We start from the raw sequence: 12,583 nt of genomic DNA on the forward strand, positions 1-12,583 counted from the left end.
AAATGCTCTGGTCCCTGATCAAGATAGTAGTATTCGTCGCGCTGGTCGCCCTCGTCACCTGGGCCGCCGCCACGCTGATCGAGATGCCGGGCGGCGCCGTGGTGCAGTTCGGCGGCATCGAGATGACGCTGAGCCCGCTGGCCGTGGTCGTCGCGATCCTGCTGATCGGCCTCGCCGTCTGGATCGCGGTCAAGCTGCTGGGCCTGCTGGTGGCACTGCTGCGCTTCATCGCCGGCGACGAGACCGCCTTCACGCGCTACGTCGCCCGCTCGCGTCGCCGCAAGGGCACCGAGGCGCTGGAGAACGGCCTTCTCGCCCTTGCCGCCGGTGAAGGCACCCAGGCCATGGCCGAGGCGCGCCGCGCCGAGCGCTACCTGCACCGCCCCGAGGTGACCAACCTGCTGATCGCCCAGGGCGCCGAGCAGGCGGGTGATCGCAAGACCGCCGAGGATGCCTACAAGAGCCTGATGCAGGCCGACCGCACCCGCTTCGTCGGGCTGCGCGGGCTGATGAAGCAGAAGCTGGCCGAGGGTGATACCGACGGCGCCCTGCGCCTTGCGCGCACCGCCTTCGAGGCGAACCCGCGCCATGGCGAGACGCAGGATACCCTGCTGCGCCTGCAGGCCGAGACCGGTGATTGGTCCGGCGCCCGCGAAACGCTGGGGGCCAAGCTGCGCGGCGGCAGCCTGCCGCGCGACGTGCACCGCCGCCGCGACGCGGTCCTCGCGCTCAGCGAAGCGCGCGGCGTCCTCGAGGAAGGCGCGAGCATCGAGGCCCGTGAAAAGGCGATCGAGGCGAACCGCAAGTCGCCCGACCTGGTGCCCGCCGCCGTCATGGCCGCGCGCGGCTACATCGAGACGGGCAATCCCCGTTACGCCGGCCGCGTCCTGCGCAAGACCTGGGAGGTCGAGCCGCACCCCGACCTCGCCGCCACCTTCGCCGACATCGCGCCGAACGAGGACGCGAAGACCCGTCTCAAGCGCTTCGAGGTGCTGACCAAGACGCGTCCTGACCACCCCGAGACGCGCATGCTCAAGGCCGAGCTGCTGATCGCCGCCGAGGATTTCAACGAGGCGCGGCGTGCGCTGGGCGACCTGATCGAGACCGATCCAACGGTGCGCAGCGTGACGCTGATGGCCGCGATCGAACGCGGGCGGGGCGCCGACGATGCCGTCGTGCGCGCCTGGCTCGCCCGCGCGATCAGCGCCCGCCGTGGCCCGCAATGGACATGCGAGAACTGCCACACCATCCAGGCCGAATGGCATGCCGTCTGCCCGAACTGCCATGCCTTCGACACGCTGGCCTGGACCCGCCCGCCCGAGGGCGAGGTGACCATGCCCGGCGGGGCCGACATGCTGCCGCTGCTGGTCGGCAAGGGCCCGAACGAGGCGCCGCAGCCCGGGCCCCCGGTGCGCACCGACGGCAGGGCCGAACCCGTGCCCGAGGCCGAGGTGGTCGCGGACGAGGCGCCTGAAAAGCGGACCTAGGGTCGCTTCGGTCGAAAGCGGCGATTTGCCGCTTTCGCCCCATCCCGAGCGGTGCTAAGAGGCCGCCCAGCGCCGGTGTAGCTCAGCTGGTAGAGCACGTCATTCGTAATGATGGGGTCGGGGGTTCGAGTCCCTTCACCGGCACCACCCCTCCCAGGCAGGCCGCAGCAGCAGGCGCTCAGGCGCCCAGCACGCGGGGCCCCTTTCTTCTCTTTTGAAATATCCCGGGGGAGGTCCGGCCCCGCCGGACCGGGGGCAGCGCCCCCTGCCGCGCCTTCAGCGCGGGCCGCGCTTGGCCAGAATGCGCTGCAGCGTCCGCCGATGCATGTTCAGCCGCCGCGCCGTTTCGCTCACGTTGCGGTCGCACATCTCGTAGACGCGCTGGATATGCTCCCATTTCACGCGATCCGCGCTCATCGGGTTCTCCGGCGGCTCGGGATGATCGGCCCCGCGGGCCAGCAGGGCGTTCGTCACCTCGCTCGCATCGGCCGGCTTCGAAAGATAGTCGGTCGCCCCGATCTTCACCGCCGCGACCGCCGTCGCGATGGCGCCGTAGCCCGTCAGCACCACGATGCGGCTGTCCGGCCGGCGGCCCCGCAGCGCCTCGACCACGTCAAGGCCGTTGCCATCCTCGAGCCGCAGGTCGACCACCGCGTAGGCCGGGGGACGCGCCAGCGCCGCGGCCTTGCCCGCCGCGACGGAGCCGGCCATCTCCACGGCGAAGCCGCGCTTCTCCATCGCCTTCCCGAGGCGCCGCAGAAAGGCCTCGTCGTCATCGACCACAAGCAGGCTGCGGTCTGGGCCCAGGTCGATCTCGTCCGGCATGGCAAAGCTCCTTTCGGCAAAGATAGCGGCCTCGCGCCCCGCCGCAACGCCCTCGGGCGATTGATTGCCGCGCCGCCCTTGCCTACCAAGGGATATCCCGCGACAGGAGGGCAGGCGTGGCCGATGCCGGAATAGAGACGGTCCCCCAGCCGGGCGGCGGCACGCGGCTGTCGCTGCGCACGCTGCTGCTGCTGCGCTGGGCGGCGCTGGGCGGGCAGGCCCTGGCGGTCTTCGTGGCCGGGCCGATCCTCGGCATGGGCTTCGCCGTGCTCGCGGTCTGGGCCACCATCGCCGCCGCGGTGCTGGCCAATGCCACGGTCTCCCTGCTGATGCCGGGCGGACGGCGCCTGTCCGGGGCCGAGGCCTTGGCGATGCTGCTCTTCGACGTGCTGCAGCTGGCGCTCCTGCTCTACCTGACCGGCGGGCTGAACAATCCCTTCGCCCTGCTGATGCTGGCGCCGGTGACCATCGCCGCCACGCTGCTCTCGCCGCGCGGGGCCGTGGCGATCGGCGCGCTCGCCATCGCCCTCGTCTCGCTGCTGGCGCTCTTCGACCTGCCGCTCCTCGGCCCCGACGGCGTGGAGGTGCTGCTGCCCGCGCTGGCCCGGCTGGGCTTCTGGCTGGCGCTGGTGATCGGCGTCGCCTTCACCGCGCTCTACGCCGGGCGCGTCACCGCCGAGATCAAGGCCATGGACGAGGCGCTGGCCGCGACGCAGCTCGCCCTCAGCCGGGCGCAGACGCTGACCGACCTTGGCGCCGTCGTCGCCGCCGCCGCGCATGAACTCGGCACGCCGCTCGCCACCATCACCCTGACCGCCAGCGAACTGGCGGACGAGCTCGAGGATCGGCCCGAGCTGCGCGAGGATGCGGTGCTGATCCGCGGGCAGGCGATGCGCTGCCGCGACATCCTGCGCTCCATGGGTAGCCGCGACGACCTGCAGATGCAGAGCGCCCCGGTCGAGGCGATCCTGCGCGAGGCGGCAGAGCCGCACATGGCGCGCGGCATCGCGGTCGACCTCGCGGTGCCCGAGGGGCCGCAGCCGGTCATGCGGCGGCGCCCCGAGATCCTGCACGGCCTGCGCAACCTCGTGCAGAATGCCGTCGATTTCGCCGAGACCGGCGTCGAGGTGGAGCTTGGCTGGACCCGCCGCCTCGTCACCATCGAGATCCGCGACGACGGTCCGGGCTTTCCCGCCCAGCTGCTGCCACGGATCGGCGATCCCTTCATCTCGAGCCGCCGCCGCCCGATCGAGGCCCCCGCGCCGGGCGAAGAGGGCATGGGTCTGGGCCTGTTCATCGCCAAGGCCCTGCTCGAGCGGACGGGCGCGCGGCTGCGGTTTTCCAACGATGCGGCGGGCGGCGCTGTCGTCCGCGTCACATGGCCGCGCAGCGGCGGGCCGCTCCTGCCGGACCCGGAGGCCGGCGCGCCGCATTAAGGGTTCGTTAATCAGGCGAGTCCCATGCTCGCAGGATGACAGGATTCTCCGGCATGCATGGGCTAAGCCCCGAAGCCACCCTCGTGATGCTGGGGCTGTCGCTGCTGGCGGCGATGGTGACGGCGCTGGCGATCGGACGGCTGGGGCGGCCCCGGCGCCGCAGCGCCACGCGGGATGACGCCAGCGTCTTCCTCTTCGATGGCGAGGTGCTGGTCGATGCCACGCCGGCGGCGCGGCGCCTGCTCGACCGGATCGGAGGAGGCGAGGATTCGGATTTCGCGGCCCTGACCGCCCTTCTGTCGCATCGGTTCCCGGACCTCTTGCCGCGGCTGCACCGTCTTGGCGGCAGCGGAGAGGTCAGGATCGAGGGGCTGGGCCGCAGCGGCGCGCTCGAGGTCGCCTATCGCGAAGGGCTGGTGCGGCTGACGCTGGTGCCGCCCGAGGATGCCGGCTCCGGCGTCGACGTCGTCGCCTTCGAGGCCCTGCAGGACGAGTTGCGGGTGCTGCGCGGCATCGCCGAGGATGCGCCGCAGCTGATCTGGAAGCAGGAGGCCGATGGCCGCGTGACATGGGCCAATGCCGCCTACCTCGCGCTGGCCGACAGCCTCGCGCCGCGCTCCGCCGGCGACGGCGCCTGGCCCCGCGATTGCGTCTTCCCCGAGTTGCGCGGCTCTGCCGAAGCGGCCCCGCCGGTTGCCGCCACGCCCGGCCGGCGCCGCAGCGACAAGCCGCTGCGCCTCGAGATCGGGGCAAGGCGCAAGGCGCCGCGGATCTACGAGGTGACCCGGTTCGACCGCGGCGGCGAGGTCATTCATTTCGGCACCGATGTCACCGCCCTCGCCGAGGCGGAGCAGGCCCGGCACGTCTTCGTGCAGACGCTCACGCAGACCTTCGCGCAGCTCTCCATCGGTCTGGCCATCTTCGACCGGCGGCGCCGCCTCGTGATGTTCAACCCGGCCTTCCACGATCTGACCGGCTTGCCGGTCGCCTTTCTCGGCTCGCAGCCGCAGGTGCAGACGGTGCTCGACCGCCTGCGCGACATGAACATGCTGCCAGAGCCGCGGAACTATGCCAGCTGGCGCGACCAGATCGTCGCCCTCGAAGAGGCGGCGGCCAGCGGCAGCTACCGCGAGACATGGTCCCTTCCGGGCGGGCGGACCCTGCGGGTCTCTGGCCGGCCGCATCCCGAGGGGGCGCTGGCCTTCCTCTTCGAGGATATCAGCGCCGAGATCGCGCTCACCCGCCACTTCCGGGCCGAGCTAGAGACCGCGCAGGCGGTGATCGACACGCTGTCCGAGGCCGTCGCCGTCTTCTCGCCCAACGGTCAGCGCGTCAGCTGCAATGCCGCCTATGCCGCCCGCTGGGGGCAGGATCGCGGCGCGGCCAGGGATGTCACGCTGGCGCAGGAAATCGCGCTCTGGAAATCACATGCGGCCCCGACCAACGTCTGGACTGACCTGCGCGATTTCGTCGGCGCCTTCGGCGATCGCGCGCCCTGGGCCGAGGTCCTGCGCCTTCGCGACGGCCGTGCGCTGCGCTGCGAGCTGCGCCCGCTCCCCGGGGGCGAGACCATGGTGCTCTTCACCGACGAGGTGGCGGGCGACTGGGATGGCCGGACCCTTCGCGACGAAAGCGCCGGCGGCGCCCGCGGGCGCGCCGGTGGCGCCGGCAAGCACTGAGGCTGCCGGCTAACCCGCGCGGCAGCTGCGCGGGCTCCTCCGGGTCTGGCGCCGACCCGCTCGGTATTAACTATGCCGGCGCGCTGCACGGTGGTTGCGGGTGTGCAGGCCGGGGCTGGCCTGTCGAGCCGCGCCGCTGCGGCAGTATCGCCTGGCAGCGGCGTCTGCGCTGGGCCGCTTGCCCCTGGGCGGGTCGCAGGTGGCCTCCCCGCCCTGCGCGCGAGCGGATGTTCCCTGACATTGCCAAAGCTGGAAGGTCCGGCGGCGCGCCGGGTTGGCGCATCGGCCTGCCCCAGGTGGGCGGCCCGTCGAGCGCGCGGCGGGGCAGCCGCCTTGCCCTCGGCCGCCGCAGCGGTGATCATGCGGCCATGTTCCGCCCTGCGCCCATTCCGCTGCCGACCGAGGCCGCGACCTCGGCCCTTGCCGCCCGCCTCGCGCCGCGCCTCGGGGGTGGCGACTGCCTGCTGCTGGAGGGGCCGATCGGGGCGGGAAAGACCTTTTTCGCAAGGGCGCTGATCCGCGCGCGGCTGGGCGATCCGCTGGCCGAGGTGCCCTCTCCGACCTTCACGCTGGTGCAGGTCTACGAGACGCCGGACCTTGAGCTCTGGCACGCCGACCTCTACCGCCTCTCCGACCCGTCCGAGCTGGACGAGCTGGGGTTGGTGGAGGCGATGGACGCGGCGCTGAGCCTCGTCGAATGGCCGCAGAAGCTGGGCGCGCTGCTGCCCGAGACCGCCCTGACGCTGTCGCTTCACCCATCGCCGGAGGCCGGAACCGGCGCCGATGCGCCAAGGATGTTGCAGATTTCCGGCGCCGACTCCTGGCGCGCCCGGCTGGAGCCGATCCTTGACTGATCCCCGCCTCTTCGCCCCGCAAGACACCCCGCGCCTCTTCCACCTGCCGCCCGGCGCGGATTTCGCGGGGCAGCTCGTTGCCGGGCTGCGCGCCCGGCTGGAGGGGCACCCGCCCGAGGCGGCGGCGCGGGTCACGGTGCTGGTCAACACCCGCCGGATGCAGCGCCGGTTGCGCGAGGTCTGGGATGCCGGCCCGCCGGCCCTGCTGCCGCGCCTGCGGCTGATCACCGACCTCGCGCTCGATCCCTTGGGGCCGGGCGCCGAGGCACAGCCCCCGGTTCCGCCGCTGCGGCGCCGGCTCGAGCTGGCGCAGCTGATCGGCCGGCTGATCGAGGCGGAGCCCGACCTCGCCCCCCGCGCCGCGCTTTACGACCTGGCCGACAGCCTCGCGCGGCTGATGGACGAGATGCAGGGCGAGGGCGTCGATCCCGACGCGATCGAGGCGCTGGACGTCACCGACCAGTCCGGCCACTGGCAGCGCAGCCTGCGCTTCCTGCGGTTGGTCCAGGGCTGGTTCGGCCCGGACCAGCCGCCCGACCTTGAGGCGCGGCAGCGCCTCGTCGTCGAGCACCTCGCGCAGGGCTGGCGCGATCACCCGCCCGCCGGGCCGATGATCGTCGCCGGCTCCACCGGCTCGCGCGGGGCGACGCAGCTTCTGATGCAGGCGGTGGCGCGGCTGGAGCAGGGTGCCGTGGTGCTGCCCGGCTTCGACGCCGACCAGCCGCAGGCCGTCTGGGACCGGCTGGACGAGGCGCTGACGGCCGAGGATCATCCGCAATACCGCTTCGCCGTGCTGCTGCGCGGGCTGGGGATGACCGCCGGGCAGGTCGCGCCATGGACCGATGCGCCGCCCGCCGATCCGGCGCGCAACCGGCTGATATCGCTGTCCCTGCGTCCCGCGCCGGTCACCGACCAGTGGCGGGCCGAGGGCGCGGCGCTGGGCGATCTGGGCGCGGCGACGGCGCGCATGACGCTGGTCGAGGCGCAGGGCCCGCGCGCCGAGGCCGAGGCGATCGCCCTCGGCCTGCGCATGGCGATCGAGCAGGGGCGTCGCGCGATGCTGATCACGCCCGACCGGATGCTGACGCGGCAGGTCGCCGCCGCGCTGGGCCGCTGGGGCATCACGCCCGACGACAGCGCCGGCATGCCGCTGCCGCTTTCGGCGCCCGGCCGCTTCCTGCGGCAGGTGGCGATGCTGGGGCCGAAGCCCGGCGCCGCGGCGCTACTGGCGCTGCTGAAACACCCGCTGACCTGGACCGGGGCGGATCGCGGCATGCATTTGCTGAACGCCCAGGCGCTGGAGCTGCACCTGCGCCGCCAGGGCTGCGCCCCCACGCCCGCGGCGATCCGCGACTGGGCCAATGGCGCCGAGGCGAAGGAGGCCTGGGGGCCTTGGGCCGATTGGCTCACCGGCGCGCTCGAGAGCGGCGCGCCCCATGCCGGCCCGCTTCCCTTGGCGGAGCGCATCGCCGCGCATCTGGAGCAGGCTTCGCTCTGGGCCGGGCCGACGCCCGTGCTCTGGGACGAGCAGGCCGGCCGCGCCGCCCGCCGCGCGATGGACGACTTCGCCGCCGCTGCCGATGCCGGCGGCGATGTCGGCGCGGGCGACTACCTGACGCTCCTCGAGGGCGTCCTGCGGCAGGGCGAGGTGCGCGACCGCGACACCGGCCATCCGCTGGTGCTGATCCGCGGCACGCTCGAGGCGCGGGTGGAGCAGGCGGATCTGACCATCCTCGGGGGTCTGAACGAAGGATCCTGGCCCGAACCCGCGGCGCCGGACCCCTGGCTGAACCGGGCGCTGCGGCGGCAGGCTGGCCTTCTGTTGCCCGAGCGGCAGATCGGCCTTTCCGCGCATGACTTCATGCAATCCGTCGCGGCGCCCGAGGTCTGGCTGACCCGCGCGACGCGGTCTTCGGATGCGCCGACGGTGCCCTCGCGCTGGCTGAACCGGCTGACCAACCTGCTGGACGGCCTGCCGGACCAGGGCGGGCGCGAGGCGCTGGCGGCGATGCGGGAACGCGGCAGCCTCTGGGCCGGGCGCGCCGCCGCGCTCTCGGCGCCCGAAAGGGCCGTGCCGCCAGCGCCGCGCCCCAGCCCGCGCCCGCCCGTCGCGCATCGCCCCAGCCAGCTGCCGGTCACCGGCATCACCCGGCTGATCCGCGATCCCTATGCCGTCTATGCCCGCTATATCCTGCGCCTCTACCCGCAGGGCCCGCTGACGCCGCAGCCCGACGCGCTGCTGCGCGGCACCGTGCTGCACGCGATCTACGAGCGCTTCATCGAAGGCGGCACGCCCCCCGATGCGCCGGATGCGCAGGCCCGGCTGCTGAAGGTCGCCGATGCGGTGCTGGCCGAGGAGGTGCCCTGGCCGGTGCAGCGCCGGCTCTGGCATGCGCGGATCGCTCGCTCTGCCCCCGCCTTCCTGTCAGGCGAGGTCGCGCGGCAGGCCCGCGCCACGCCGAGTCTGTTCGAGCAGCAGGGAAGGGCCGAGATCGCGAGCCTCGGCTTCACCCTGACGGCCAAGGCCGACCGCATCGACCTCGGCGACAGCGGCGGCTGGATCTATGACTACAAGACCGGCACCCCGCCCTCGGACAAGGAGCAGCGCGCCTTCGAAAAGCAGCTTTTGCTCGAGGCGGCGATTCTCGAGCGGGCGGGCTTTGGTGAGACCGGGCCGATGCGCGTCGCGGGCGCCGCCTTCATCGGCGTGGGCCGCGTGCCGAAGGTCGTGCCAGCGCCGCTGGACGATCTACCCCCCGGCCGGGTCTGGGAGGAGCTGACGCAGCTGATCGCCCGCTGGCAGGAGCCGCAGCGCGGCTATTCCGCCCGCATGGCGGTGCGCGAGACGGCGTTCGAGGGGGATTACGACCACCTCGCTCGCAGCGGCGAGTGGGATCTGACGACCAAGGCAAGCCCGGAGGATGTCGGATGATCCGCGACGACGCGACCCAGCGGCAGGTCGAGGCCGCCGATCCCGCCGCCTCGACCTGGCTTTCGGCCAATGCCGGCTCGGGCAAGACGCGTGTGCTGACCGACCGGGTGGCGCGGCTGTTGCTGGACGGCTGCGATCCGCAGAACATCCTGTGCCTGACCTATACCAAGGCCGCCGCCGCCGAGATGCAGAACCGGCTGTTCAAGCGCCTTGGCCAATGGGCGATGATGGAGGACGCGGCGCTGTCCTCGACGCTCGAGGAGCTGGGCGCCCCCCGCCCCGAGCTGTCGCGCGCCCGCACGCTTTTCGCCCGCGCGATCGAGACGCCGGGCGGGCTGCGGATCCAGACGATCCACTCCTTCTGCGCCGGCCTCCTGCGCCGCTTCCCGCTCGAGGCCGGGGTCTCGCCCGCCTTCCGCGAGATGGAGGACCGCGAGGCGCAGCTTCTGCGCGCCGAAGTGGCCGAGGAGATGGCCGAGGGGCCCGAGGCGCGGCTGCTGGACGCGCTGGCGGAGCAGGCGACGGAAGAGGACCTCGACGGTTTGCTGGCTGAGATCGCGGCCCGCCGCGAGGTCTTTGGCGCCCCCGCCGCCGAGGCGGCCCTGCGCGCCAGCCTTGGCCTGGGCGCGCAGGACGATCCGCAGCAGCTGCTGGCCGGGATCGGCGGGCCGGAGGATCGCGCGCTGATCGCCCGCGCCGTCCCGATCCTGCGGACCGGCAAGGCCACCGATGCCAAGGTGGCCGAGCGTCTGGTGCGCTTCCCCGCGGACCCCGGCCTCGCGGATCTGGCACTGCTCGAGGATGTCTTCCTGACCGGCGCCTCTGCCAAGGAGCCGTTCAGCGCCAAGATCGGGACCCTGCCGACCAAGGACCTGCGCATCGCCCATCCCGAGCTGGTCGAGGAGCTGGACGACCTGATGGCGCGGGTGCAGGAGGGGCGGCAGACCCGCCTCGGCCTTCTGGCGCTGGAGCGGTCGCGCGCGCTGCAGGATTTCGCCCGCGCCTTCGTGCCGGCCTACGAGGCCAAGAAGCTGGCGCGCGGCCTGCTGGATTTCGACGACCTGATCGGCAAGGCGCAGGCGCTGCTGACCGATCCCGCGGTCGCGGCCTGGGTGCTGTTCCGCCTCGATGGCGGGATCGACCATATCCTCGTGGACGAGGCGCAGGACACCGCGCCGCGCCAGTGGCAGGTGATTGAGCGGCTGGCGCAGGAATTCGCCGCCGGCGAAGGGGCGCGCGAGGCGGCGCGCACGATCTTCGTGGTCGGCGACAAGAAGCAGTCGATCTACTCTTTCCAGGGCGCGGACCCCGAGGGCTTCGACCGGATGCGCGACCACTTCGGCGCGCGTCTTGCCCCGGCGGGCGGGCTGAACACGCTGGATCTGGAATATTCCTTCCGCTCGTCCGAGGCGGTGCTGCGGGTCGTGGACGAGACCTTCGTCGGGCCGATGGCCGAGGGGCTGGGCCAGTCCGTGCCGCACCTAGCCTTCAAGGCGGCGATGCCGGGGCGCGTCGACCTGTGGCCGCCGGTGCCGGCCACCCCGCCCGAGAAGGACGAGGGCGACTGGACCGATCCCGTCGATAGGGTGAGCGAGCGGCACCACGCGGTGATCCTCGCCGGGCAGATCGCCGATGCGATTCTGGCGATGAAGGACAGCGAGACGATCCCCGAGGAGATCGGCCAGACCGGCACCTACCGCCAGCGCCCGGTGACGGAAGGCGACGTGCTGATCCTCGTGCAGCGGCGGTCCGCGCTGTTCGCCGAGATCATCCGCGCCTGCAAGACGCGCGGGCTGCAGGTCGCGGGCGCCGACCGGCTGCGGGTGGGGGCGGAGCTGGCGGTGCGCGATGTGCTCTCGCTCCTTCGCTTCGTCGCGCTGCCGGACGACGACCTTGCGCTGGCCGAGGCGCTGCGCTCGCCGCTGCTGGGCTGGTCCGAGCAGGCGCTCTACGCCCTCGCGCAGCCGCGGCCTGGGCGGCTTTGGCAGGCGCTGCGCGGCGCGCGGGAGGCGCATCCCGAGACGCTGGCGATCCTTGACGACCTGCGCGGGCAGGCCGATTTCCTGCGGCCCTACGATCTGATCGAGCGGCTTCTGGTGCGCCACGACGGGCGCCGCCGCCTGCTGGCGCGGCTGGGGGCCGAGGCCGAGGACGGGCTGGACGCGCTGCTGAGCCAGGCGCTGCAATACGAGACTGCCGAGGTGCCCTCGCTCACTGGCTTCGTGGAATGGGTCGTGGCCGACCAGCTGGAGATCAAGCGGCAGGCCGAGGCGCAGGGCGGGCGGCTGCGGGTGATGTCGGTGCACGGGGCCAAGGGCCTCGAGGCGCCGATCGTCATCCTGCCCGATACCGCCAAGCGGCCGGTGCAGGCGCGGGGGCGGGTCTACCTCGATGGGGCGCAGGCGCTCTGGGCGCCCTCCAAGGACGCGATGCCGGATCCGATGCTGGCTCTGCGCGACGCGCTGGCCGAGGCCGAGGAGCGCGAGCGGCGGCGGCTCCTTTACGTCGCGATGACGCGCGCGGAAAGCTGGCTGATCCTTTGCGCCGCGGGCGAGACGGGCATGGGCGGCGATAGTTGGCATGCGGCGGTGGCCGATGGGATGGGGCGGGTCGGCGCGGTGCCGCGGGATTTCGCCGCCGGAGAAGGTTTGCGCTACGAGCCGCTGGGCTGGACCCATGGCGAGATGGCGCCGGTTCCAGTGCCCTCCGCGCCGCCCGCCTTCGCCGATCCCGGCCCGCCGCCGGTGGTGGCGGAGCGGCCGGCGGTGCTGTCGCCCTCGGATCTGGGCGGCGCCAAGGTTCTGGCTGGCGATCCCGGAGGGCCGGCGGAGGACGAAGAGGGGGAGGAGGCGCGCGCGCGCGGCAGCCTCGTGCACCTGCTGCTCGAGCATCTGCCGGCCTATCCGCCCGAGGAGCGCGCGGCATTGGGCCGCCGCCTGATCGCCAGCCTTGCCGAGGCGCCGCCCGAGGCCGAGGCGCTGCTGCACGATGCGCTGGGGCTGATCGATGCGCCGGGCCTGTCGGAGGCCTTCGGCCCCGGCGCCCTGGCCGAGGTGGCGATCACCGCCGCGCCGCCCGAGGCCGGCGGCCAGCGGCTGCACGGCGTGATCGACCGTCTGCTGGTCGGCGAGGCGCGCGTCCTGGCGGTGGATTTCAAGACCAACCGCCTGGTGCCCGAGGGGCCGAATCAGGTGCCCGCCGGGCTTCTGCGCCAGATGGGGGCCTATGCCGCGATGCTGCGGCAGCTTTACCCGGGCCGGCGCGTCGAGACGGCGCTTCTGTGGACGGCGGGGCCGGTCCTGATGCCGCTGCCGGAGGCGCTGGTCGATGCTGCGCTGGCCGATATGCCGTCCCGAGGTTGACCGGGGCA

General features: G+C 73.0%; 7 protein-coding genes and 1 tRNA gene. 7 read left to right on the forward strand and 1 reads right to left on the reverse strand.

Features of this window, described 5'->3' with window-relative positions; all coding sequences use genetic code 11:
• Positions 1 to 2 precede the first annotated feature (2 nt).
• A complete protein-coding gene (locus DFP88_RS06785) occupies positions 3 to 1,487 on the forward strand; it encodes a heme biosynthesis protein HemY (protein ID WP_110813701.1) in 1,485 nt (494 codons plus the stop codon).
• Between the two features lie 71 nt (positions 1,488 to 1,558).
• A tRNA-Thr gene (locus tag DFP88_RS06790) sits at positions 1,559 to 1,634 on the forward strand.
• Positions 1,635 to 1,763: 129 nt separating this feature from the next.
• On the opposite strand, the gene DFP88_RS06795 is transcribed toward DFP88_RS06790, so the two are convergent.
• A complete protein-coding gene (locus DFP88_RS06795; RefSeq protein WP_110813702.1) occupies positions 1,764 to 2,312 on the reverse strand; it encodes an ActR/PrrA/RegA family redox response regulator transcription factor in 549 nt (182 codons plus the stop codon).
• Between the two features lie 116 nt (positions 2,313 to 2,428).
• Between DFP88_RS06795 and DFP88_RS06800 the strand changes: the two genes are divergently transcribed.
• The 5 genes from DFP88_RS06800 (at position 2,429) to addA (ending at position 12,575) form a co-directional block, all read left to right on the forward strand.
• Positions 2,429 to 3,748, forward strand: coding sequence for an ActS/PrrB/RegB family redox-sensitive histidine kinase (locus DFP88_RS06800; RefSeq protein ID WP_146227437.1), 1,320 nt, complete (start codon positions 2,429 to 2,431; stop codon positions 3,746 to 3,748).
• A 35-nt stretch (positions 3,749 to 3,783) separates the two neighbouring features.
• Positions 3,784 to 5,427, forward strand: coding sequence for a PAS-domain containing protein (locus DFP88_RS06805; protein WP_110813703.1), 1,644 nt, complete (start codon positions 3,784 to 3,786; stop codon positions 5,425 to 5,427).
• Between the two features lie 368 nt (positions 5,428 to 5,795).
• Complete coding sequence (gene tsaE / locus DFP88_RS06810; RefSeq protein ID WP_110814171.1) at positions 5,796 to 6,281, forward strand: tRNA (adenosine(37)-N6)-threonylcarbamoyltransferase complex ATPase subunit type 1 TsaE; 486 nt, start codon at positions 5,796 to 5,798, stop codon at positions 6,279 to 6,281.
• Positions 6,274 to 9,213 (forward strand): PD-(D/E)XK nuclease family protein, encoded by a 2,940-nt coding sequence (locus DFP88_RS06815; RefSeq protein WP_245904722.1) that lies wholly within the window; start codon positions 6,274 to 6,276, stop codon positions 9,211 to 9,213. Before tsaE ends, DFP88_RS06815 begins: the two co-directional genes overlap by 8 nt.
• Positions 9,210 to 12,575 carry a double-strand break repair helicase AddA gene (gene addA / locus DFP88_RS06820; protein ID WP_110813705.1) on the forward strand — a complete coding sequence of 1,122 codons (3,366 nt, stop codon included), beginning with the start codon at positions 9,210 to 9,212 and terminating at the stop codon, positions 12,573 to 12,575. Before DFP88_RS06815 ends, addA begins: the two co-directional genes overlap by 4 nt.
• Positions 12,576 to 12,583: the final 8 nt, after the last annotated feature.

This window comes from Pseudoroseicyclus aestuarii, assembly GCF_003217255.1.
GTDB lineage: Bacteria > Pseudomonadota > Alphaproteobacteria > Rhodobacterales > Rhodobacteraceae > Pseudoroseicyclus > Pseudoroseicyclus aestuarii.

Excerpts from the sequence above, each read along its gene's own strand:
- DFP88_RS06805 (WP_110813703.1), top strand. The coding sequence starts at position 3,784 with ATGACAGGATTCTCCGGCATGCATGGGCTAAGCCCCGAAGCCACCCTC.
- DFP88_RS06795 (WP_110813702.1), bottom strand. The coding sequence starts at position 2,312 with ATGCCGGACGAGATCGACCTGGGCCCAGACCGCAGCCTGCTTGTGGTC.
- tsaE (WP_110814171.1), top strand. The coding sequence starts at position 5,796 with ATGTTCCGCCCTGCGCCCATTCCGCTGCCGACCGAGGCCGCGACCTCG.
- DFP88_RS06785 (WP_110813701.1), top strand. The coding sequence starts at position 3 with ATGCTCTGGTCCCTGATCAAGATAGTAGTATTCGTCGCGCTGGTCGCC.
- addA (WP_110813705.1), top strand. The coding sequence starts at position 9,210 with ATGATCCGCGACGACGCGACCCAGCGGCAGGTCGAGGCCGCCGATCCC.